Genomic DNA, 23,456 nt, shown 5'->3' with positions numbered 1-23,456 from the left:
TTGCCATGGTCCACGTGGCCAATCGTCCCCACGTTCACATGCGGCTTCTTACGCTCGAATTTTTCCTTTGCCATGATCAATCCTCTCGATAAGGTTGAGACTATTTCTTGTTGATCACCGCGTCAGCCACGTGCTTCGGTGCTTCCGCATAGTGCTTGAATTCCATGGAGTAGGTGGCACGGCCCTGGGTCATGGAGCGCAGGTCCGTCGAATAGCCAAACATCTCCGCAAGGGGCACTTCCGCTTTGATCACCTTGCCGGTGGGAATGTCTTCCATCCCCTGGATGATGCCGCGGCGCCGGTTGAGGTCGCCCATCACATCCCCCATGTATTCTTCCGGCGTTTCCACCTCCACCGCCATCATGGGCTCGAGGAGCACCGGATTGGCCTTGCGCATGCCGTCCTTGAAGGCCATGGAGGCCGCCATTTCGAAGGCAATCTGGCTGGAGTCCACCTCGTGGTAGGAACCGAAGACGAGGCGCACCTTGACGTCCACCACCGGGTAACCAGCCAGCACCCCCGCCTTCATCGCCTCCTGCACGCCTTTGTCCACGGAGGGGATGAATTCGCGGGGAACCACCCCGCCCTTGATTTCGTCAACGAAGGCATAGCCACCGCCCTCCGGCTGCGGCTCCAGCACCAGCACCACGTGACCATACTGGCCCTTGCCACCGGACTGCTTGATGTACTTGCCTTCGACCTCCACCGATTTGCGGATGGTCTCCCGGTAAGCCACCTGCGGCGCACCCACGTTGGCTTCCACGCCGAATTCCCGCTTCATGCGGTCGACGATGATTTCCAGGTGCAGCTCGCCCATGCCGGAGATGATGGTTTGCCCGGACTCCTCGTCGGTGCGCACGCGGAAGGAGGGGTCCTCCTGCGCCAGACGGCTCAAGGCCACACCCATTTTTTCCTGATCCGCCTTGGTCTTCGGCTCGACCGCCACATGGATCACGGGCTCCGGAAATTCCATGCGTTCGAGGATGATGGGGTGATTCGGATCGCACAGCGTGTCCCCGGTGCTGGCCTCTTTCAGGCCCACGGCGGCAGCGATGTCGCCGGCACGCACTTCCTTGATCTCGTCGCGCTGGTTGGCGTGCATCTGCAGCAGGCGACCGATCCGCTCCTTGCGCCCCTTCACCGGGTTGTAGATGGTGTCACCGGAGGTGACCACGCCGGAATAGACGCGGAAGAAGGTGAGCTGGCCCACATAGGGATCACTCATGATCTTGAACGCCAGCGCCGAGAAGGGTTCGTCGTCGGAGGCCTTGCGCTCCGCGGGCTCGCCGTTCTCACTTTCCCCTTTCACCGGCGGAATGTCCACCGGGGAGGGCAGGTATTCGATCACCGCATCCAGCATGGCCTGCACGCCCTTGTTCTTGAAGGCCGAGCCGCAAAGCATGGGCACGATCTCGCACGAGATGGTGCGCAGCCGCAGCCCGTGCTTGATCTCCGCCTCGGACAGATCACCTTCCTCGAGGTATTTGTTCATCAGCTCCTCGGAGGCTTCGGCGGCAGCTTCGACCATTTTCTCCCGCCACTTCCTGCAGGTATCCAGCAGATCGGCCGGGATGTCCACGAGCTCGAAGCGGGTGCCCTGGGTGGCCTCGTCCCAGATGATGGCCTTCATGCGCACGAGGTCCACCACACCCTTGAAGTTTTCCTCGGCGCCGATGGGCACCTGGATGGGCACCGGGTTGGCTTTCAGGCGCGAGCGCATCTGCTCCTCGACGCGGAAGAAATTGGCGCCGGTGCGGTCCATCTTGTTCACGAAAGCGAGGCGTGGCACGCGGTATTTGTTGGCCTGACGCCAGACCGTCTCCGACTGGGGCTGCACCCCGCCCACGGCGCAATACACCATGCAGGCGCCATCCAGCACGCGCATGGAACGCTCCACCTCGATGGTGAAGTCCACGTGCCCCGGGGTGTCGATGATGTTGATGCGGTGCTCGGGGAAGCTGCCGTCCATGCCCCGCCAGAAGCAGGTGGTGGCGGCGGAGGTGATGGTGATCCCCCGCTCCCGTTCCTGCTCCATCCAGTCCATGATGGCGGCGCCATCGTGCACTTCCCCGATCTTGTGCGACACCCCCGTGTAGAAGAGGATGCGCTCGGTGGTCGTGGTCTTGCCGGCGTCGATGTGCGCCGAGATACCGATGTTGCGGTATCGTTCGATGGGTGTTTTACGTGCCACTTTGAATCAGCCTCAAATTCTTTCTTAAGGCACCGTCCGCTTGCGCCGGCGCCTTTCGTGATGGGTAAAACCGCCCCGTCAGAAGCGGAAATGGGAGAACGCCTTGTTGGCCTCCGCCATGCGGTGCACTTCCTCGCGCTTCTTCACTGCGCCGCCACGACCCTCTGCCGCATCCATGAGCTCATTGGCCAGGCGCTGCCCCATGGATTTCTCACCCCGCTTGCGCGCTGCATCCCGCAGCCAGCGCATGGCCAGCGCCACCCGGCGGGAGGGCCGCACTTCCACCGGCACCTGGTAGTTGGCCCCGCCGACGCGCCGGCTCTTGACCTCCACCAGGGGACGGGCATTGGCCAGCGCCTGGGAGAACACCTCCAACGGATCCTTGCCGGTCTTCTTGGCAATCTGCTCCAGCGCGCCGTACATGATGCGCTCGGCGACCGACTTCTTGCCGCCGATCATCAGCACGTTGATGAATTTGGACACTTCCGCGTTGCCGAATTTCGGATCGGGAAGAATCTCGCGTTTGGGGACTTCTCTACGACGTGGCATGCTTTCCTCGGTCTTTCAGATTCTCTGTGCCTGCGCGTCACGCCGCCTTCGGACGCTTGGCGCCATACTTGGAACGACCCTGTTTGCGGTCCTTCACGCCGGCGGTGTCCAGGCTGCCGCGCACGATGTGGTAGCGCACACCCGGCAGGTCCTTCACCCGGCCGCCGCGGATCAACACCACCGAGTGCTCCTGCAGGTTATGACCCTCGCCGCCGATGTAGCTGATCACCTCGAAGCCGTTGGTGAGACGGACCTTGGCCACTTTTCGCAGCGCAGAGTTGGGCTTCTTCGGCGTCGTCGTGTACACGCGCGTGCACACCCCCCGTTTCTGGGGACAACCCTGCAGGGCCGGCACCTTGCTCTTGGAAACGGGTGCCTTGCGGCCCTTGCGCACCAGCTGGTTGATCGTTGGCATGGCATCTTCCTTTGGCTAAAAACGAAGGGACGGCGCGCCTTCCTGCGCCGTCCCAACGTGCTCTGATCCCTCACCCGAGCCGTCCCCGCTTGGTTTCCGGCGGGGCGGTTTATATTCCGGGCTGCTGAAAAGACGGTGGATTTTAGAGAGGCGGGCTGCCCTTGTCAACGCCCGCAGGGCTCAGGCAGCGCCGGGAGGCGCGCCCTGAGGGGGGAGGGAGGCGCCATAGTGGCGCTCGATCCAGTCGCGGTAGGCGCCGCTGGTCACACTGTCCACCCAGTCGCCGTGGGCGAGATACCAGCGCACGGTCTTTTCCAGCCCCGTGGCAAAGCTTTCCTGCGGCTCCCAGCCCAGTTCCCGCTTAATCCGCGTGGCGTCGATGGCATAGCGGCGGTCATGGCCGGGCCGGTCCTCGACGAAGGTGATGAGGCGGGCATGGGGGGCGCCCTCGGGTACCAGACGGTCCAGGATGGCGCAGATCGCCTGCACCACCTCCAGATTGGTTTTTTCGTTCAGGCCGCCGATGTTGTAGGTCTCCCCAGGCCGGCCGGCTTCCAGCACCCGCCGTAGCGCTGCGCAGTGGTCGGCGACATAGAGCCAGTCGCGGATGTTGCGCCCGTCGCCGTAGATGGGCAGCGACTTGCCGGCCCGGGCATTGAGGATCATGAGGGGGATGAGTTTTTCCGGAAACTGGTAGGGGCCGTAGTTGTTGGAGCAGTGGGTGATGAGCACCGGCAGACCATAGGTGTGGTGCCAGGCGCGCACCAGATGGTCGGAGGCCGCCTTCGACGCGGCATAGGGACTGTTGGGGGCAAAACAGGTGGTTTCGGAAAAAGGCGGCTTTCCCGGCGCAAGCGACCCGTACACCTCGTCCGTGGAGACGTGGAGGAAGCGGAAGGCGGCGCGGCGCTTTTCCGGCAGGGCCGACCAGTAGGCGCGCGCCGCCTCCAGGAGGTGAAAGGTGCCATTGATGTTAGTGGTGATGAAGTCCTCCGGGCCGTGGATGGAGCGGTCCACGTGGGACTCGGCGGCGAAATGGACGATGGCGCGCACCTCATGGGCAGAAAGGAGGTGCTCCACCAGGGAGCGGTCGTTGATGTCGCCGCGGACAAAAATGTGGCGGGCATCGCCTTCGAGGCTCGCCAGGTTCTGCAGATTGCCCGCATAGGTGAGCTTGTCCAGGTTCACCACCGGCTCGTCGTGGTGCTGGAACCAGTCGAGGACGAAGTTCGCACCGATGAAGCCGGCACCGCCTGTGACCAGGATGGTCATGTCGTCTCCTTCAGCGCTTGCCGTAATAGTCCAGATACCAGGCGACGAAGCGGCGGATACCCTCGCTCAAGGGGGTGGCCGGGGCAAAGCCCACCGCCTCCCGCAGCAGGGTGGTATCCGCATAGGTGGCTTCCACGTCCCCCGGCTGCATGGGCAGGAAAATCTTCTGCGCCTTCCTGCCGACGGCCGCCTCGATGGCCTCGATGAAGGTCATGAGTTCCACCGGTTCGTGGTTGCCGATGTTGTAGATGCGGTAGGGGGCGTGGCTTTGCGCCGGGTCGGGCTGCTGGGGATCGAAAGCCGGATTGGACGCCGGCACCGTGTCGAGGACGCGCACCACGCCCTCCACGATATCGTCGATATAGGTGAAGTCGCGCCGCATCCTGCCCTCGTTGAAAACCTGGATGGGCTCGCCGCGGAGAATGGCGCCGACGAAGAGGGAGGGCGACATGTCCGGCCGGCCCCAGGGCCCGTAGACGGTGAAGAAACGCAGACCCGTGGTGGGCAGGCCGAAGAGATGGCTGTAGGTGTGGGCCATGAGCTCGTTGGCCTTTTTCGTGGCGGCGTAGAGACTCAGCGGATGGTCCACGTTGTCGTGCTCGGAGAAGGGCATCTTGCGGTTGGCCCCATAGACCGAGGAACTGCTGGCGTAGACGAGATGGGTGATGCCGTTCTGGCGGCAACCCTCCAGCACATTGGCAAAGGCGACCAGGTTGGCATCAATGTAGGCCTGGGGGTTTTTCAGGGAATAGCGCACGCCGGGCTGGGCCGCCAGATGCACCACCCGTTCGAACCGCCCCTTGCTGAAGAGCTCCCGGCAGGCCGCGCGATCGGCGAGGTCCAGCTCGGCGAAGGCGAAGCCCCGCCGGCCTTCGAGCTGGCGCAGGCGGTCCACCTTGAGCTTGACATCGTAATAGTCGTTCAGGTTGTCCACCCCCACCACTTCGTCGCCGCGGGCGATGAGGCGCTGGGCAGTATGCATGCCGATGAAGCCGGCGCAGCCGGTGACGAGGATCCTCAATGCCTGTCCTTTCCCTGTCGCTCAAAAAGCTTCGCGTATTTGAGAAAACTGTTCATGCAGCCGATCACGATGTGAATGAACCCCGGCAGGCCGTCGAGAAAGCCCCCGCGCAGGAAATAGAACCTGACGAAACGGAAAAGGGGGCTCAACAGCAGGCGCAAGAGCCCCGCCTGTTCCCCCCGACGGTGGAGCGCCTCCGCCTGCAGGCTGGTGTAGTGGTTCTGCTTGGCGAGATACCGTTCCAGGGTATCGCAGGATTCGTGCAGAAGATCCCCGTGCAGCCGTTCCACCGGCCCGCTGCAGATCACTTTCTCGTGCACCGGGTCCTCACTCCAGCGGGCCCGGCGGCGGTCGAAAAGCCGCAGGGACCAGTCCGGATACCCCTCGCCGTGGGCAAGCCAGCGGCCGAGGAAGCGGTTTCTGCGTGCCATCTCGAAGCCCGCCGCGGCAGGCGCGACAAGCGCCGCCTCGATCGCCTGGCGCAGTTCCGGACTCACCCGCTCGTCGGCATCCAGCGACAACACCCAGTCATGGGCTGCCGCCTCGACGGCGAACTGTTTCTGCCGGCCGTAGCCCAGCCACGCCTGCTGGATCACCCGTGCCCCCTTGGCCTGCGCCAGCCCCACCGTGTCATCCCGGCTACCCGAATCCACCACCAGGATTTCGTCGGCGAACGCCACCGAATCGAGGCAGGGCCCGATTTCATGGGCGGCATCGCGGGCGATGATGGTCACGGAAAGGGGCAGGCGGGCCATGAAGCCGCCATTCTATGCGCAAAGGCCGGTTTCCGTGTACGCTGTCGGCCCCATGCGGGTGCTGCTCGTCAAAACCTCCTCCATGGGCGATGTGATCCACAACCTCCCGGTGGTGGCGGACATCCGCAGCCGTTTCCCTGAGGCCACCCTCCACTGGCTGGTGGAGGAGGCCTTCGCCGACATTCCGCGGCTTAATCCCGCCATCGGGACGGTGATTCCCGTGGCGCTGCGGCGCTGGCGACGCCAGGCATGGCGCCCTTCCACCTGGCGCGAGATCAGGGCCTTTCTTGCCCGCCTTGGGCAGGCGGAATACGACGTCATCCTGGATACCCAGGGCCTCATCAAGAGTGCGGTGCTGGCGCGCCTGGCACGGGGCACCCACGTGGGATACTGCCGCGACTGCGCCCGGGAGCGTCTTGCCGCCCTCTTCTATGACCGCTGCCACTCGGTGGAACCCGGCGAGCATGCCGTGCGGCGCTACCGGCAGCTTGCCGCCGCGGAGTTTGGGCTATCCAGGGAACTGCCCTTGGACTACGGCCTGCCGCGGCCTGCTGCCGCACCCGCTTTCGCCCCGCCGGGCCCCTATGCGGTGTTCCTCACCGCCACGAGCCGCGCGGAAAAGCTCTGGCCGGAGGCCCACTGGATCGCCCTCGGTCAGGCGCTCACGCAAAAGGGTTTCGGCCTCATGCTGCCCTGGGGAAGTGGGGCGGAATACGAACGGGCGCGGCGCATCGCCGAGGCACTCCCCGCGGCGCTGGTCGCCCCCCGCCTGCGCCTTGGGGAAGCGGCGGCCCTGGCGGCCCACGCGCGCCTCGCCGTGGGGGTGGATACGGGACTGCTGCATCTTGCGGCGGCGGTGGGCACCCCCACCATCGGCCTCTATGGCGGCTCCGATCCCGCGCGAAACGGTGTCCTTGCGCCCACCCCTTACGCCAATCTGGGCGCGATGGGCCGCTTTCCGGAGGTGGCCGAAGTGCTCGCCCTGGTCGAGGACTGGGCGGCGCGGGGATTCATCTGATGCGAAGGCTCTACACCTTCCTCCTCTTCCTGCTGCTGCCGGCGGTATTGCTGCGCCTTGCCTGGCGCGCCCGGCGGCAGCCCGGTTACCTGCGCCGGCTGGGGGAGCGGTTCGGTCGCTACGACACCCGGCCCGACAAACCCGTGATCTGGATCCACGCCGTCTCCGTGGGGGAAACCCGCGCCGCCCAGCCCCTGCTCGAAGCCATCCGGACGCGCCATCCGGAAGCGTGTGTGCTCCTCACCCACATGACGCCCACTGGCCTCGAGACCGGCCGCGCGCTTTTCGGCAACACCGTGCTGCAAAGCTGGCTGCCTTATGATTATCCCTTCGCCGTGCGCGGCTTCCTCCGCCATTTCCGGCCGCATCTCGGCCTCCTCATGGAAACCGAGCTGTGGCCGAATCTCATCACCGGCTGCCGGGAGGAAAACATGCCTTTGTGGCTCGTCAACGCCAGACTCTCCGCCCCCGCCGCGCGCCGCTACGCGCGCCTCGGCCCCCTCGTGCGACAGACGCTTGCAGGACTTGCCGGTGTGGCTGCCCAGACCGAAGCGGATGCGGCGCGCCTCCAGGCCCTGGGTGCCCGCAACGTGCACGTGACCGGCAATCTGAAATTCGATGTCACGCCGCCGCCGGACGCGGCGGCGCGCGCCGCGGCGCTGCGGGCCCGCTTTCCGGGACGGCCGGTGTTGCTGGCCGCCAGCACCCGCGACGGTGAGGAAGCCCTCCTCCTCGACGCACTGGCCACCTGCAGCGTACCCGACCTTTTGTTTGTCATCGTCCCCCGCCACCCGCAGCGTTTCGACACGGTCGCCGAACTGCTCGCAAAGCGCCGCATCCCCTTCCAACGTCGCAGCGACGGCACCGCGGTCGCGCCCCACACCCGCGTCTGGTTGGGCGACAGCATGGGGGAGATGTTCGCCTACTACGGCGCGGCGGACGTGGCCATCCTGGGTGGAAGCCTCCTTCCCTTCGGCGGCCAGAACCTCATCGAGGCGTGCGCCATGGGCACGCCCATCCTCCTTGGACCCCACATCTACAACTTCGCCCAGGCCGCCGAGGACGCCCTCGCTGCGGGCGCCGCGCTGCGGGTGGAAAACGCCTTGGAGGCGATCGCCACCGCCGCGGAACTCCTCACCCACCCGGAGCAACGCCGGGCCATGGGTGAGGCGGGTAGACGCTTCGCGCAAGCCCACCGCGGCGCCACCGCCCGCACCCTGGCCCTCCTCGGGCTGTGAAGGCGACGGCGCGCACCGCTGGCGGGCTTACCGCACCGCGAGCCAGGTGTTGGTCTGCGCCAGGTCGGCTTCGTTGAGGTCGCCGGCGGCCGCTTCCAGGCGCAGGCGGGAAAGGATGTAGCCGTAGGTGGCCTGGGCGAGGTCCCGTTTGGCAGAGAAGAGCTGCTGGCGGGCGTTGAGGAGGTCCACGCTGGTGCGCACGCCCACTTCCACGCCCAGGCGAGTGGATTCGAGGGAAAGCTCACTGGAGGCGAGCGCCTGCTTCAAGGCCTTGACCTGGGCAATGCCGCTGGTGACCCCTAGGTACGCCTGGCGCACCTGTTGGGTGACGGCGCGCACCGCCGCTTCCAGCTCCTGGCGGGCCTTCTCCTGGTTGGCGAGCGCCTCCCGCACGCGGGAATCGGTGCCACCCCCCTGGTAGAGGGGAATGGCAAGCTGTAGCCCAATGCTCTTGCTGGTCTGGTCGAAGGCGCCGAAGGTGCCGCCGCCGACGCGGTTGTCGGTGTAACTGGCAACGAGATCGAGGGTGGGATGGTGGCCACCGCGGGCGAATTCCACCTGCTGGTTGGCCGCTTTCAGGGCAGCGCGCGCCGCCGCCACGCTGGGATTGTGGGCAAGCGCCCGCTCCACCCACGTCTCCATGCCGCCTTCCGGCGACAGAAGGGGAGGCTCGCCGCGCAGGGGATCGACGGCTTCCACCGGCGTGCCGGTCAGGCGCTCGAGCTCCCGGCGTTTGATTTCCAGTTCATTGGTGGCGGCGATTTCCTGCGCCGTGATGAGGTCATAGCGGGCCTGCGCCTCGTGGGTGTCGGTGATGGTGGCCGTGCCCACCTCGAAGGCCCGCCGGGCCTGGGCGAGCTGTTCGGCGATCGCTTCTTTCTGCGCCCGGGCCAGCGCCACGTTGTCCTGCGCCAGCAACACGTCGAAATAGGCCTGGGCGACCCGCAGCGCGAGCTCCTGCCCGGCCTGGGAAAACTGGGCATCGATGCTTTCGACCACGGCCTTGGCCTGCTCCACGGCGGCGAGATTCTGCCGGCGGTAGAGGGGCTGGGCCACGCTCACGCCATAGCCGTGGCTGTTGAAGCGGCTCGTTCCCGAAGGCAGCGGACCGCTGCGGTAGGTGGTTTCCTGGTCGTTCCAGGTGGTGTTGGCCTGCAGATTCACCGAAGGCAAAAGGCCCGCGCGCGCCTGGGGCAGTTTCTCCCGCCCGGCGTCGCGGGCGGCGCGCGCCGCCTGATAGGTGGCATCCTGGGCGAGCGCCTGACGATAGAGCGTCAGCAGATCCGCGCCGTGGGCGGGGGTGAAGAGTCCGAGGGCAAAAAACGCCGCCGCGAGTTTTTTCATGGGGTGTCTTCAGCGAAAGGGGATTTCAGTAGGTGGGCAGGCAGGGATCGACTTCCCTCGCCCAGGCGTCGAGACCACCGGTGAGATTATACACGGCGCGAAATCCCTGCCGCTCAAGCACACGGGCCGCGTGGCGGCTGCGAATGCCATGATGGCAGACGACCACGGTCGGCTGTTCCGGATCAAGCTCCGCCAGGCCCTCCAAAAGATGCCGCAGGGGCAGAAGCCGCGCGGCGGGCAGGCGGCAGATGTCGTATTCCCAGGGCTCCCGCACATCGAGAATGAAAGGCCGCGGCCGCAGCGGGTCGGCAAGCCAGGCGGCCAGTTCGCGGGGGGTGATGTGCTCCATCAAAACACGAAACGCGCCGGCTTTACGGCGTTGACCAGAGGCGCGATACAGGTTTCGAAAAGGTCCTCGGTCTCGAACACCCCCGGCTCCACCATGACCACCCGGCGCGCCTCCATCACGGGCGGTTCACCCACCACCGCCAGCAGCCGGCCACCAGGACGCAGGCTCACCAAAAGGGGTTCCGGCAGCACCGGTGTGGCGCCGGTGAGCACGATGACATCGTAGGGAGCGTGTTTATCCCAGCCGCGCGCGGCATCCCCCACTTCCAGGGTGATGTTGGTGAATTCATGGGCGGCGAGTTTCTGCTGCGCCTCCGCGGATAGGGCGGGGATGATTTCCACACTCACTACGTGCCGGGCGAGGCTTGCCAGAAGCGCCGTGAAATAGCCGCTGCCGGTGCCCACTTCCAGCACCTTGTCGGTGGGCAAAAGACGCAATTCCTGCAGCATGCGCGCCTCGAGTTTGGGCGCGAGCATCGTCTGGCCGTGGCCGATGGGAATTTCCAGATCGGAAAAGGCAAGGCTGCGGAAGACGGGGGGCACATATTCCTCCCGCTTCACCCGGTAGAGAAGGTCGAGCACGGTCTGATCCAGCACGCCCCAGGGACGAATCTGGCTTTCCACCATGTTGAAGCGGGCCTTTTCCAAGTCCATGGATTCCTCCAGGTTTTTTCCTTGTGCTTCCTTGCGATTATTCCACAAATGCCGTACCTTTGACGGACTCGCTGGGGGTCTCCCGCAAGGGAGTGAGAAATACCCTTTGAACCTGATGCGGTTGATACCGCCGTAGGGAAGCGACGGTCCCCCTCCGCCGCTGCCACCCCGACCTGGAGCGCGCCATGAATGCCAATCCCCGATTCCTCGCCGCCACCGCCACGGTGGACGAAGCAGCCATCAAGCCTTTCCCCAACTCCCGCAAAATCTACGTGGAAGGCTCGCGTCCCGACATCCGCGTGCCCATGCGGGAGATCCGCCAGTCGGACACGCCGGCCTCCTTCGGCGCGGAAAGGAACCCGCCCATCTTCGTCTATGACACCTCCGGCCCCTACACCGACCCGGCGGTGAAAATCGACATCCGCAAGGGCCTGCCGCCCCTGCGCCAGAAATGGATCGAGGAGCGGGGCGACACCGAGGAGCTGGCAGCGCCCAGCTCCGCCTATGGGCGCGCGCGCCTTGACGACCCGCGCCTTGCCGAACTGCGCTTTCAGCTCACGCGCAAACCCCGCCGCGCCAAGCCCGGCATGACGGTCACCCAGATGCACTATGCGCGGCGGGGCATCATCACGCCGGAAATGGAATTCGTCGCCATCCGCGAGAATCTGCGGCGACAGGAATATCTGGAATCCCTGCGCGCCGCCGGGCCCGGCGGCCGGCGCATGGCGGAACTGCTGACGCGGCAACACCGGGGAGAGGCCTTCGGCGCTGCGATTCCGGAGACCATCACGCCCGAATTCGTGCGCGAGGAAGTGGCGCGCGGCCGCGCCATCATCCCCGCCAACATCAATCATCCGGAATCCGAGCCGATGATCATCGGCCGCAACTTCCTCGTCAAGGTGAACGCCAACATCGGCAACTCCGCGGTCTCCTCGGGCATCGGCGAGGAAGTGGAGAAGATGACCTGGGCCATCCGCTGGGGCGCGGACACGGTGATGGACCTGTCCACCGGCAAGCACATTCATGAAACCCGGGAGTGGATCATCCGCAACAGCCCGGTGCCCATCGGTACCGTGCCCATCTACCAGGCCCTGGAAAAGGTGGACGGCCGGGCGGAGGAGCTCACCTGGGAAATCTTCCGCGACACGCTCATCGAGCAGGCGGAGCAGGGCGTGGATTACTTCACCATCCATGCCGGCGTGCTGTTGCGTTACATCCCGCTGACCGCCAACCGTCTCACCGGCATCGTCTCCCGGGGCGGCTCCATCATGGCCAAGTGGTGTCTTGCCCACCACCAGGAAAACTTCCTCTACACCCATTTCGAGGAAATCTGCGAAATCATGAAGGCCTATGACGTGGCCTTCTCCCTCGGTGACGGCCTGCGGCCTGGCTCCATCCATGACGCCAACGACGAGGCCCAGCTTGCCGAGCTGAAGACTTTGGGCGAGCTCACCCGGATTGCCTGGAAGCATGATGTGCAGGTGATGATTGAAGGCCCCGGCCACGTTCCCATGCAGCTCATCCGGGAAAACATGGACAAAGAGCTCGCCTGGTGCCACGAAGCCCCCTTCTACACCCTGGGACCGCTCACCACCGACATCGCCCCCGGTTATGACCACATCACCAGCGCCATCGGCGCCGCCCAGATCGCCTGGTATGGCACCGCCATGCTGTGCTACGTCACGCCCAAGGAACATCTGGGGTTGCCCAACAAGCAGGACGTGAAGGAAGGCATCATCACCTACAAGCTGGCGGCGCATGCAGCGGATCTGGCCAAGGGCCATCCGGGCGCCCAGATCCGCGACAATGCGCTGTCGAAGGCGCGCTTCGAATTTCGCTGGGAGGACCAGTTCAACCTCGGCCTAGACCCTGACCGGGCGCGGGAATTCCACGACGAAACCCTGCCCCAGCCGGGCGCCAAGCTCGCCCACTTCTGCTCCATGTGCGGGCCCCATTTCTGCTCCATGCGCATCACCCAGGACGTGCGCGAATACGCCGCCCGACAGGGCATCGGTGAGGAAGAGGCGCTGCACCGCGGCATGGAGGAAAAGGCCCGGGAGTTCGTGCAAAGCGGCGGCGAGCTCTACCGCAAGGCGTAAGGCCCCAGGCGGCGATGGACCGGGCGGTATAATGCCCCTTTTCCGGGAGCCGCCTTGGACATCGTTTTACTCCTCAAAGCCCTTTTGCTCGGTGTTGTCGAGGGGCTGACCGAGTTTCTGCCGGTCTCCTCCACCGGCCATCTGATCCTCGTCGGTGATATCCTCGATTTCAACGACGAGCGCGGCAAGGTCTTCGAGATCGCCATTCAGCTTGCCGCCATCCTCGCCGTCTGCTGGGATTACCGGGCGCGGCTTGCGCGCCTTGCCCAAGGCTTCTTGCGCCATCCCCGGGAGAGCCGCCTCGTCTTTCATCTGCTGGTGGGTTTTCTGCCCGCCGCCGCCTTGGGCGTGATGTTCCATCACGCCATCAAGACCTATCTCTTCAACCCGGTGACGGTGGCCGCCGCCCTCATCGTGGGTGGGCTGGCCATCCTCTACATCGAGAAACGGGTCTATGCGCCGCGGGTGGAAACGGTGGATGACATGAGCTGGCAGCAGGCCCTGAAAATCGGCTTCGCCCAGTCGCTGGCGATGTTTCCCGGCGTATCCCGCGCCGGAGCCACCATCATGGGGGGGATCGTGTTCGGTCTGTCGCGGCGGGCGGCAACGGAGTTTTCCTTCTTCCTTGCCATCCCCACGATGTTTGCGGCGACCTTCTACGACGTGTACAAGAACTGGCAACTCCTGTCGGCGCCCGATCTGCCCGTGTTTGCCGTGGGGTTCGTCGCTTCCTTTGTCGCCGCGATGCTGGCGGTAAAGGCGCTGTTACGCTTCGTCTCCCACCACAGCTTCATCCCCTTCGCCTGGTACCGCATCGGCCTGGGGCTTGTCGTGCTTGCCTATTATCGCGACGTCTGGCTGGGCCGCCTTGGCTGACCCTCAGGCTGCGGCCGCGGCGCGCGCGTGCACGAAGCGCTCGATGTGGGCGAGGAGCTCCTCCTCCTGGTAGGGCTTGCCCAGATAGACGTTCACCCCAAGCTCCCTGGCGTAGTTGCGGTGTTTTTCCGCCGTGCGCGAGGTGACCATGATGATGGGGATGTGGCGGGTGCGGGGATCGCCGCGCACGTTCTTGGTCAATTCGAAGCCATCCATGCGGGGCATCTCGATGTCCACCAACATCACCGCCGGCAGGGTTTCCTGCAACTGCTGCAGGGCATCCACCCCATCCTTGGCGGTGAGCACCTGGTAGCCTTCCTTGGCAAGCAGCCGGCCCGTGATCTTGCGCACCGTGAGGGAATCGTCCACCACCATGATGACGGGCGCCGCCGCGACCTCCTTGGTGGGCTTGACCACCTGCGCCGCCACGTGGGGCGCTTCCCGGTGGGCAAGCTGGACGGGATTGATGATGAGGACGATCTGGCCGTTGCCCAGCACGGTGGCACCGGAGATCCCCGTCACCCGCGCCAGCTGCGGGCCGATGTTCTTGATGACGATCTCCTGGTTGCCCTCCAGCGCATCTACATGCAGCGCGCAACGCTGACTGCCGCTGCGCAGGAGCATGACGGAGCTGTAGAGTTTGGCCTCCGGCTGCGTCGATTCATCGCCCAAAAGCCGCGGCAGATAGTGCAGGGGATAGACATTGTTGAGCCATTCCACCTGCCCCTTGCGATAGGCTTCGGCAAGAGGTTCCGGCCGCAGCTCCTGCACCTGCTCCACCATGCTCGACGGCACGGCATAAAGCCGGCCCCCCGCCTCAACCAGCACCGCCTGGGTTACCGCCAGCGTCAGCGGCAGATAGATGGTGAAAGTGGTGCCCCGCCCCGGCTCCGAGCTCACCTCGATGCGCCCGCCCAGACCGGCGATCTCGTTGCGCACCACGTCCATGCCCACGCCGCGGCCGGCGATCTGCGTCACTTCGGACGCCGTGGAGAAGCCCGGCTGGAAGATCATTTCCGTAAGCCGCGCCGCAGAGACCTCTTCATCGGCAGCGATCATGCCGCGCTCCACCGCTTTGGCACGCACCCGCGCAAGATCGATGCCGGCGCCATCGTCGCTCACCACCAGCACCACCTCGTTGCCTTCCTGGCGGGCGGTGAGGCGAATCTGTCCCGTTTCCGGCTTGCCCGCACGCGCCCGCTCCGCTTCGCCCTCCAGGCCATGGGCCACCGCGTTGCGCAGGAGATGCTCCAGGGGCGCGGTCATCTTTTCCAGGACACTGCGGTCCAGTTCGACGTTTTCGCCCTCGACGGCGAGCGCCGCCTTCTTGTCCAGTTCCTTCGCCGTCTGGCGGACGATGCGGTGCAGCCTTTCGGTGATGCTGGACAGCGGCACCATGCGGATGTTCATGAGCTGCTGCTGCAACTCGCGGGTCATGCGCGCCTGGGCGAGCAGCGCCGCCTCCACCTCGTCGATGTTCTTGAGCAGCGCCTGCTGCACGGTGGAAACGTCGTTAACCGATTCCGCCATCATGCGCGTGAGTTCCTGCAGGCGGGTGAAACGGTCGAACTCCAGCGGATCGAATTCCTGATGCGCGTCCTGCGCCATGGAGAGGCGGGACTGCATCTGCGTTTCCGCCTGGATTTCCACTTCGCGCAATTGCGCCCGCAGGCGGATCACGTTGTCGGTGAGTTCCTTGAGGGATTGCTTGAAGGCCCGCATCTCGCCTTCGATGCGGGAGCGGGCGATGCTCACCTCGCCGGCCTCGTTCACCAGCCGGTCCACGAGATCGGCACGCACGCGCAGCAGGGCGCGCGCGGCGTCGGTGTCGGCGACCGCAGCCGGCCGCAATTCCGTCGCCTGGGCGCGCAGACCCAGCACCACCGGCACAGGCCCCGGCGCGGGCGCCGGTTTGGTCTCCTCGGCCGGGGCTCCCCCCCGCAGTAGCGCCTCGTAGAGGTCGCCGATGCGATCGAAATGGGTTTCCAGTTCGTCGAAGAGGGCAGGCTCTGGCGCGCCCCCCTCCATGGCGGCGATGACCCGTGCCTCCATCTGATGGGTCATCTCCCCCAGACGCATGGCACCCGCCATGCGGGCCGAACCTTTCAAGGTGTGCAGGGCCCGCTGCAGCGCCTGCTGGGCGGCCTTGTCGCCGGGCGCGCCCCGCCAGGCGCGCAACTGGTTGCCGATGAAGGGCATGAGCTCCTGGGCTTCTTCGAGGAAGATGGGCAACAGGTCCGCGTCCAGGTCATCCCGCAGCCCGGGGGGCGCGGCCACCGGCTCAGGGGCTTTGGCAGTTTCCTCGGGCTTTCGCAAAGCTTCCCCGGACGACCCCGCGCGAGTAGCCGCCACGGTCTCCACCGGAGCCGGCGCTTCCGCTTGCCCAGGGGGCGGCGTTTCCGCCTCGACCAAGCCCGAGGCTTCCACCTCGGCATCCGCCGGCCCCTCCGCCTCCACCGCAGTGGGCGTCTCCACTGGGGCAAAGGCCGAAGCTTCCGCCTCGACATCCTTCGCTGCCGGCTCCTCGACCACGGTCGGTTCGCCCTCCGCCTCGGCCCGCGCGGCGACGGCCGCAGCCCGTCGGCTCGCCAAGGCCTCCACCAGGGCTTCGGCGGCGCTCGGTGCGCGCCGTTGCGCCACTTCCTCCACCATCTCTTTCAGCGTCCCGATGGTGCGGGTGAGGAGTTCCACTTCCTCCGCCGGCAGCAGGCGCGGGTGGTCCATGAGGTCCACCAGATACTGTTCGAGGGCGTAGGCGAGATCGGCCGGGGCAGCCAAGCCCACCGTGCTGGAAATCCCGCCCAGGGTGTGGGCCGCCCGCATGAACTCGTAGCGCACGGGCAAGACAGGCTCGGACCGCAGGGCAACAAGGCCGCTTTCCAGGCTTGCGAGGTGCTGCTTTGCCTCGGCGAGAAAGAGCTCGTACAGGGTGGTCGAGATGGGGCGCCCGCCGATGTCGATTTCGCTGGGGGTGGACGCGGGCAGCGTTTCGATGATGGCCTCGATGGCAGGCCCTTCGGCAACGGACGCGGCCTCCGCCACCTCCCCCGCCGGCACCTCCCGGGCCTCGGCGACTTGCGGCTTTTGCGCCGGCCCTGCGGCAACCGAAGCCCCCGAAGTCTGCTCTGGGGCAGCCGCCTCCGCGCCAGCCGGCTGGGCCCCAGTCTCCGCCGCCGACGGGGTTTCGGGCACCGGCGCCCCGCCGCCAGGAGGCGGCGGCGGTTCACCGCGCAGGGCCGCCGCCTTGGCGAGCAGCTCGGCAGCATCCACGGTGACATGACCTTCGCGGTTCAAGGTATCCACCCAGCCGACGAAGGCGTCATGGGCATGTTGGAGCATGTCGAGGAGGGCAGGCGTTGCATCCCGCTCCTCCTGCAGCCACTTGTTCATGGTCTGCTCGATGCCCCATGCCACCTCCCCGAGGTCGGTGAGCCCCACCATGCGGCCGGAACCCTTGAGGGTGTGGAACCCCCGCCGGATGGTGGTGAGGGCGGCATGATCCGACGGCGTAAGACGCACCTGGGCGAGCTGGCTGCGGATGGTGGCGAGCACCTCCTGCGCCTCCTCCAGATAGACTTCCAGCATCTCCCGGTCGATGACCTCCTCGCTCGCCGTGAGCAGCGCCGCGGCTTCCGCGGAGGGGGTGACGGCGGCCACCTTGGGTGCCACCAGGGCCGCCATGGCGGCATCCAGTTCTTCGCCGGCACTGCCACCGGAGAGGAGATCGAGCACCCGCGTGGCCTTTTCCTTGAGGGCGGCGTCGTCCATGAGGTCGGCATCCTGCTGGAGCAGCGCCACCTGGGAGAGCAGCGCTTCCCGGTTGGCGTCGGTAGGATCTGCCTTCCACGCGGCATAGAGGCGCTCCGCCTGCCGCTTCTGCTCTTCCAGGCCCGCCTCCACGCTGGCCAGGGGTGGCAGCACGGTCTCCTCTTCCGCTTCCCTCTCCTCTTCGCGGCGCTTCAGGCCCGGGAAACGTTTGATGACCGGTGCCAGAATCTCGAAGGCGTCACTGCGCCCATGCTGCACCGCCTCCACGTAGAAGCCGAGGCTGGACAGCCCTTCCGCCAAAAGCTCCAGTTCCTCCTGGGTGGGCTCGTAGGCGGGATCGGCGAAGCGGTCGATGAGACGCTGGCAGGCATTGAGGAGTTCTGCGGCGCGTTCCAGCTCGAGGATGCGCAGCGCCCCAGCGATCTGGTTGAGGTAAGGGGTGAGCCCGGGAATGTCGCCCCGCTTGCTGCGATCGCGGAAGAAGGCATCCAGCACCTGTTCCACATGGCGCAGATTGGTCTTGATCTCCGCCCCCACCTGGGCGAGCAGCAGCTTCTCCTGGGCGCGGCGCGCCATTTCGTCGAGCAGCGGCACGATTTCGATGCCTTCCAGGGGCTCGCCGGCCAATGCCGCCTGAAGCCGCCGGCATTGGACGTGGGCCTGGCCGACAAAGGCCGGGGAAAGCCGCGCGAAGTTCTCGACGGCGTTTTCCGCCAGCAGCAGGGCAGTGGCCATTTCCATGTCCACGCTTTCGTTGCGGGCGCCGCCGGCAAGCAATCGATCGGCGCCACTGCGGATGCCCTCGAGGAGCTCTGTGAGCGCCGCGTGGTTGAGGCCTTGCCCCTTTTCGGCAAGGCGCACGGCCTGGGCGTGGAAGTTTTTGAGGGCGTCGGGATTGCCGGCGGTGAACTTGAGCCAGGCATCCTTGGCCGCGGCGACGAGCTCGGCAAGCTCCCGCAGCAGCGGGCGCAGGCGTTCCATTTCCTCATCGACCGGGCTGCCGCCCACAGGCGCGGGCGCGAGGTAGGCCTCAAGCCCATAGGCCTCCTTCACCGCCGCCAGCCGCTCCGTGGCCGGCTTCGCCCGCGCCACGTGGTAGAGCACATCGCGCAAAAGCCGCTCCGCCACCTTGCTGGACCGCTCGGCAAGGCGCCGGATTTGTTGATCGATGCGGGCGCACAGGGACTTCAGCGGGAACGCGGGCTCAAGCCCCCCTTCGAGCAGGGCGTCCAGATAGGCCACTGCGTTCCACCAGAAGGTGCGGTTGGCCGGTTGCGTCTGGGTGGCCTCGATGGCCTCGAGGGCCGCCTTCATCTCCCGTAGGCCTTCCTTGTCCTCCGGGTTGCGCAGCCACTTGAGCAGGCCCTTCTGGTATTTCGTCCGCTCGCTGCGCACAAAGCGGGGGAAGCTCTCCTCGTCAACCGGCGACGGCCTCGCGCCCTTGGGCGCCCGCACGCTGAGGTCGGGATAGAAGAGGTCCGACTCGCTGATCCTGTCCACCCCGCGCGCCTCGAGCAGCAGGCGGTAGGTGGGAAACAGGCGCAAAGGCACGTCGGGCGCGCCGGCGAGCAGGTCGTCCAGATATTTGCCGATCGCGGTGAGTCCCTGATCGGCACGATCGAGGCGCTCCCCGTCCGCCTCCACCTCGCGCGCCTCCAAGGCGGCGAGAAGATTCTCCACCTCCTCGGCAAAGCGGCCGAGGCCGTCGAGCCCCACCATCTGCACTGCACCGGTCACCTGATGCAAATGGGTGCGGGCGAATTTCAGCGGTGTCGCATCGGCGGTGTTGCCGGCAAAGAGGGTGAGCTGTTCCCGCGCCTTGGCCAGCGCGGCGTCGATCTCGCCCTTGACCCAGGTGAGGGGACCGATGTCGAAATCCGAGGGTGTGGTCACGACCTGCTCCCGCTCGTGCTCAGGACAGCTTGAAGCCCGCGACGGAACCCTTCAGATCGGCCGCCAGCGCCGCCAGCTGGCCGATGGAGACCGCCGTCTGCTTGGTGCCTTCCGTGGTCTGGTTGGTGATGGCCTGGATGTCCTGCATGTTGCGCGCCACGATCCTGGCCATTTCCGCCTGGGCCTGGGTGCGCTGGGAAATGTTCTCGATGAGGGCAGCGAGCTCCCGCGACACGCGACCGATCTCCGCCAGCGCCTGGCCGGCGGCATCGGAAAGCTTGGCCCCTTCGACCACCCCCTGGGTGCTTCTCTCCATGGCCGCCACCGCGTCCTGGGTGTCGGTCTGAATGGTCTTGACGATGGCCCCGATCTGTTTTGTCGCCTCGCCGGAACGTTCCGCCAGCCGCTGCACCTCCTCTGCCACCACGGTGAAGCCCCGCCCGGCCTCGCCGGCGGAAGCCGCCTGGATGGCCGCATTGAGGGCGAGGATGTTGGTCTGCTCGGTGATGTCGGAGATGAGCTCCACGATCTCCGAAATCTCCTGCGAGGATTCGCCCAGACGTTTGATGCGCTTGGCGGTCTCCTGGATCTGTTCGCGGATTTCGTTCATACCGGCGATCTGGTTGTACACCGCCTCCTGACCCTTTTGCGCCGCCTCCAGGGATTGCTGTGCCACCCGCGCCGACTCGGCGGCGCTGGCCGACACTTCGTTGATGGATTCCGTCATCTGCAGCACGGAGGCGGAGGTTTCCTCGATCTCCTTCGACTGCCGCTGCGCCGCTTCGAGAAGCTGCGCGGAAATGCTCTGCGCCTGCTGGGTAGCCTGGGTCACCTGCTCGGTGGCCTTGTTGATCTCGGAGACCAAAAGCCGCAGCTCGTCGATGGTGTAGTTGATGGAGTCGGCGATGGCGCCGGTAATGTCCTCGGTCACCGAAGCGCGCACGGTGAGGTCGCCCTCCGCCAGATCGCCCATTTCATTGAGCAGGCGCAGAATCGCTTCCTGGTTGCGCTTGTTTTCCTCCTCGCTCTGGATCGCCCGGCGCCGCGCCTCGTTCACCACCGACCAGGCAAAGAGCACGGCGGCGAAGATGCCGATGAGGCCAAACAGGGCGGCAAGCCAAGGACCGGCAACGCGGCCGATGTTTTCATACGCCTGGGTGAGTTTCTGCGTGAGCAGCAGCAGTTTGTCGGAACCCACGAACAGCTCCCGTCCCGCCTGCTTGGCGTTCACCAGGTTCTGCATGTTGTTGAGGATGCTGTTGACGTTGGCGTAGAAGTCGTTGAACACCGCGTTCAGTTCTTTGAGTTTTTCCCGGGTATCCGGGTCCTTCACCGCGTTGATGCGCAAATCCTCGCTGCCGTTGAGGAGGGCCAGCAGCACGTCACGGAACGTGTTCGCATCCTTGCCCAAAAGGAAAGCGACCTCCGGATCGATCACGTCGGAAGACAGGAGGTTGTTGGCGTTCTTGGCCATGCGCTGGGTGAGCATGACCTGCTGCGAGGCCATGGACACGTCACGCACCGCGGCACCGGTCTGGGACATGAGGGAAACTACCTGTTCCGCCAGCTCCTGCATTTGCACATTGGCGGCATTGATGGCCGCCACCGCCCGGTTGAGCTCCACCAGGCTTTTTTCCTGCTGCAGAATCTGGTCGGTTTGGCGGGCCATGGGTTTCCAGGCCGCGTCCAGCTCCTTCAGGATGGGCTGGATGGAGGAGGGCGAGGCGGGCAGGGTGCCCTCGCCATACATGAGGCGCTTCAGATCCTGGTCGAAACGGTTCCTGGCGTCTTTCAGTTGTTTGAACGCCTCGGGGTTGCCCAGGACCGCCTGCTGGGCGCCCTTGGCCACCCGCTGGGAGAGCATCTGCATCTCCGTTGCCGTTCCCACGTACTTGGCCTTGTTGCCCACCAAGTAGGCGTTGAGGCCCAGCGTGCCCAGGGCAAGCAGGATGAACACCAGGGCGGCGACACCGGAATAGAGCTGCTGCTTTTCCGCAGGCAGGTGGCCGATGAGGGGCAGCTGGGTCGGCTCCTTGCCCGACAGCTTGCGCAACCCCTGCATGATCAGCGTGGTGTGCAGGGGCGCGGTTTCGCCTTTCTTGTTGCCGGCTTTCCTTGTGAACAATGCCATGATCCGTCTCCGTTCCTTGATCCCGTCCGTTTACCCCGCCCGGGGTGCCCGCCGGTCTAGATGCCGACGTTGAGAAATTCCGCCTGGGTCACCAGACCCTGCATGTTGAGTTCCTTCCAGATTTCCCCCTCCCCGTCCACGTATTCCGCACTCACCCAGGGCGGCAGCCCCTCTTCCTCACCCGGCGTGAGCTGGTCGGGGTGTTTGAGCCCCAGCATCTTCGCCACGACGAGGCCGGCATTGACACCGTAACGGGGATGGATGAGCAAAAGTCGACTGTCCACGCCGGGGGGCGTGGGTTGGCCGTAAAGATAATCGGCGAAATCCACGACACCGTAGAGCACGCCGCGCACATTGGCCACCCCCTGGAACCAGCGCCGGGTCAGGGGGACGGGGGCGAGCGACGGCAAGGGGATGACTTCCGCCACGTCGGAGAGAGTAACAAGCCAGCGTGTCTCGCCCACCAGGACCCCCACTTTGGAGGCCACCGCCGTCGCGCCCGCCGCCGTGGCATTTTGCAGGCGGGCAACGACGCTTTCCTGGAACTCCCTGAGACTGGTTTTTCTTGCCATGGAGGAGAATCAACCGAGGGCCGCGATCTTGCGCAGCAACTCGTCCGGATTGATGGGTTTGACCAGGTAATCCCGCGCCCCCTGGCGCATGCCCCAAACCTTGTCCGTCTCCTGGCCCTTCGAGGTGCACATGATGACGGGGATGTGCTTGGTTTCCTCGTCGCGGGTGAGGGCGCGCGTGGCCTGAAAGCCGTTCAACCCCGGCATCACCACATCCATGAGGATGAGGTCGGGGCGTTGGCTTTTCGCCTTTTCCATCGCCTCCTCGCCGCTTTCCGCCATGATCACCTGATAGCCCTGCTTGCTCAGGATTTCGGAAAGGAAGTGGCGTTCCGTGGGAGAGTCGTCAACGACCAGGACTTTGCTGATGGGCATGTTGCTTATCCTCTGTCTTTCGTGCTCGAAACCAAACTTACGCCGCCGCCGCGGGGCTTGCCAGCACGTGCTTGCGCACCGCCTGCAGCAGGCTTTCCTTGGTGAAGGGTTTGGTCAGATATTCGTCGGAACCGACCATGCGTCCACGCACGCGGTCGAACAGGCCGTCCTTGCTGGACAGCATGATCACCGGTGTGTTGCGGAAGCGCTGGTTTTTTTTGATGAGCATGCACGTCTGGTAGCCGTCCAGACGCGGCATCATGATATCGACGAAAATCAGATCCGGTTGATGATCGGCGATCTTGGCCATGGCATCGAAACCATCTTCGGCGAGGATGACCTCGCAACCCGCCTGGGCGAGAAAGATTTCCGCGCTGCGGCGGATGGTATTGCTGTCGTCGATGACCATCACCTTGACGCCAGCCAGTTTGTTTGTCTCAGCCACACAACCCCCAACCCACTCTCGTTATGTCGTCCGTAGCCGGGCCCGGTCTCGGCATTGTATAAGAAAATCAAGCCCTGCAAGGGGATTTTCTCAAGCAATACCCGAAGTTTTCCGGCCCCGACCCCCTGTAAAAAACCCGCCCGGCAAGCCGAGCAAGTTCCGTACCAGCCTCCAGGGTAGCTGGCGGCTAAGGGCTATAACGGTCGCAGGAAAAAATCCTTGAGGGGAAGTGGGCAAGGCGGCCGGGACGCCATGCCCAAGGCATGAAATGCGCCCCTTGAGCGAGGGGCCCGCCGGCACGGTCAGATTTCGAGGAGTTCGAAATCTTCCTTGCGCGCGCCGCAGTCCGGGCAGGTCCAGTTGGGGGGGATGTCTTCCCAGCGGGTGCCGGGGGGGATGCCGTCTTCCGGGCGGCCCTTGGCTTCGTCGTAGATGAAGCCGCAGATGAGACACATGAAAGTGCGATAGGGTCGGTCGTCGCTCATGGGGAGG

The 23,456-nt window shown here is 65.4% G+C and carries 19 protein-coding genes and 1 riboswitch; of the genes, 4 read left to right on the top strand and 15 right to left on the bottom strand.

The features are described 5' to 3' along the window. Positions 1–100: 100 nt before the first annotated feature. From fusA to K6T56_10610, 6 genes are all read right to left on the bottom strand, one after another. The gene (fusA, locus tag K6T56_10635; protein ID MCL6556807.1) at positions 101–2,191 is read right to left on the bottom strand and encodes an elongation factor G; all 2,091 of its coding nucleotides are present in this window, start codon (positions 2,189–2,191) and stop codon (positions 101–103) included. Positions 2,192–2,269: 78 nt separating this feature from the next. After that, positions 2,270–2,740 (bottom strand): 30S ribosomal protein S7, encoded by a 471-nt coding sequence (gene rpsG, locus K6T56_10630; protein ID MCL6556806.1) that lies wholly within the window; start codon positions 2,738–2,740, stop codon positions 2,270–2,272. A gap of 37 nt (positions 2,741–2,777) precedes the next feature. Beyond that, complete coding sequence (rpsL, locus tag K6T56_10625; protein ID MCL6556805.1) at positions 2,778–3,155, bottom strand: 30S ribosomal protein S12; 378 nt, start codon at positions 3,153–3,155, stop codon at positions 2,778–2,780. A gap of 180 nt (positions 3,156–3,335) precedes the next feature. Then, the gene (gene rfbB / locus K6T56_10620) at positions 3,336–4,427 is read right to left on the bottom strand and encodes a dTDP-glucose 4,6-dehydratase (GenBank protein MCL6556804.1); all 1,092 of its coding nucleotides are present in this window, start codon (positions 4,425–4,427) and stop codon (positions 3,336–3,338) included. Between the two features lie 10 nt (positions 4,428–4,437). Continuing rightward, positions 4,438–5,448, bottom strand: coding sequence for an NAD-dependent epimerase (locus K6T56_10615; GenBank protein MCL6556803.1), 1,011 nt, complete (start codon positions 5,446–5,448; stop codon positions 4,438–4,440). After that, positions 5,445–6,203: a glycosyltransferase family 2 protein gene (locus K6T56_10610; GenBank protein ID MCL6556802.1), complete on the bottom strand. Its 759-nt coding sequence runs from the start codon at positions 6,201–6,203 to the stop codon at positions 5,445–5,447. Before K6T56_10610 ends, K6T56_10615 begins: the two co-directional genes overlap by 4 nt. Here K6T56_10610 and waaC point away from each other — a divergent pair. Then, complete coding sequence (gene waaC / locus K6T56_10605) at positions 6,202–7,221, top strand: lipopolysaccharide heptosyltransferase I (GenBank protein MCL6556801.1); 1,020 nt, start codon at positions 6,202–6,204, stop codon at positions 7,219–7,221. The two genes, K6T56_10610 and waaC, sit on opposite strands and share 2 nt — an antisense overlap. Beyond that, entirely contained in the window at positions 7,221–8,459 is a 1,239-nt protein-coding gene (gene waaA / locus K6T56_10600; GenBank protein ID MCL6556800.1) for a lipid IV(A) 3-deoxy-D-manno-octulosonic acid transferase, read from the top strand. Before waaC ends, waaA begins: the two co-directional genes overlap by 1 nt. A 27-nt stretch (positions 8,460–8,486) precedes the next feature. On the opposite strand, the gene K6T56_10595 is transcribed toward waaA, so the two are convergent. Genes K6T56_10595 through K6T56_10585 form a run of 3 tightly spaced genes read right to left on the bottom strand, consistent with a single transcriptional unit; the run spans position 8,487 to position 10,805 of the window. Further along, positions 8,487–9,803: a TolC family outer membrane protein gene (locus K6T56_10595; GenBank protein ID MCL6556799.1), complete on the bottom strand. Its 1,317-nt coding sequence runs from the start codon at positions 9,801–9,803 to the stop codon at positions 8,487–8,489. A 25-nt stretch (positions 9,804–9,828) separates the two neighbouring features. After that, positions 9,829–10,152, bottom strand: coding sequence for a sulfurtransferase (locus tag K6T56_10590; GenBank protein MCL6556798.1), 324 nt, complete (start codon positions 10,150–10,152; stop codon positions 9,829–9,831). Beyond that, positions 10,152–10,805 carry a protein-L-isoaspartate O-methyltransferase gene (locus K6T56_10585; protein MCL6556797.1) on the bottom strand — a complete coding sequence of 218 codons (654 nt, stop codon included), beginning with the start codon at positions 10,803–10,805 and terminating at the stop codon, positions 10,152–10,154. The genes K6T56_10590 and K6T56_10585 overlap by 1 nt, the downstream gene beginning before the upstream one ends. Positions 10,806–10,868: 63 nt before the next feature. After that, a riboswitch (TPP riboswitch) is annotated at positions 10,869–10,961 on the top strand. 29 nt (positions 10,962–10,990) lie between these two features. Between K6T56_10585 and thiC the strand changes: the two genes are divergently transcribed. Together thiC and K6T56_10575 are read left to right on the top strand one after the other, a co-directional pair. Next, positions 10,991–12,904: a phosphomethylpyrimidine synthase ThiC gene (thiC, locus tag K6T56_10580; protein MCL6556796.1), complete on the top strand. Its 1,914-nt coding sequence runs from the start codon at positions 10,991–10,993 to the stop codon at positions 12,902–12,904. A gap of 54 nt (positions 12,905–12,958) precedes the next feature. Next, positions 12,959–13,780 (top strand): undecaprenyl-diphosphate phosphatase, encoded by an 822-nt coding sequence (locus K6T56_10575; protein MCL6556795.1) that lies wholly within the window; start codon positions 12,959–12,961, stop codon positions 13,778–13,780. 3 nt (positions 13,781–13,783) lie between these two features. Here K6T56_10575 and K6T56_10570 read toward each other — a convergent pair whose 3' ends face one another. The 6 genes from K6T56_10570 to K6T56_10545 form a co-directional block, all read right to left on the bottom strand. Next, complete coding sequence (locus K6T56_10570; GenBank protein MCL6556794.1) at positions 13,784–19,441, bottom strand: Hpt domain-containing protein; 5,658 nt, start codon at positions 19,439–19,441, stop codon at positions 13,784–13,786. A 19-nt stretch (positions 19,442–19,460) separates the two neighbouring features. Next, on the bottom strand, positions 19,461–21,572 hold the full coding sequence (locus K6T56_10565; protein ID MCL6556793.1) for a methyl-accepting chemotaxis protein: 2,112 nt from the start codon (positions 21,570–21,572) through the stop codon (positions 19,461–19,463). A gap of 56 nt (positions 21,573–21,628) precedes the next feature. Further along, a complete protein-coding gene (locus K6T56_10560) occupies positions 21,629–22,144 on the bottom strand; it encodes a chemotaxis protein CheW (GenBank protein ID MCL6556792.1) in 516 nt (171 codons plus the stop codon). Between the two features lie 9 nt (positions 22,145–22,153). After that, the gene (locus K6T56_10555) at positions 22,154–22,513 is read right to left on the bottom strand and encodes a response regulator (protein ID MCL6556791.1); all 360 of its coding nucleotides are present in this window, start codon (positions 22,511–22,513) and stop codon (positions 22,154–22,156) included. A gap of 43 nt (positions 22,514–22,556) precedes the next feature. Further along, the gene (locus tag K6T56_10550) at positions 22,557–22,928 is read right to left on the bottom strand and encodes a response regulator (GenBank protein MCL6556790.1); all 372 of its coding nucleotides are present in this window, start codon (positions 22,926–22,928) and stop codon (positions 22,557–22,559) included. 338 nt (positions 22,929–23,266) lie between these two features. After that, positions 23,267–23,449 (bottom strand): rubredoxin, encoded by a 183-nt coding sequence (locus K6T56_10545; GenBank protein MCL6556789.1) that lies wholly within the window; start codon positions 23,447–23,449, stop codon positions 23,267–23,269. Between the last annotated feature and the right edge of the window lie 7 nt (positions 23,450–23,456).

Source organism: Burkholderiales bacterium, from assembly GCA_023511995.1.
Lineage (GTDB): Bacteria > Pseudomonadota > Gammaproteobacteria > Burkholderiales > Thiobacteraceae > Thiobacter.
This window is presented reverse-complemented; position numbering and strand designations above follow the sequence as displayed.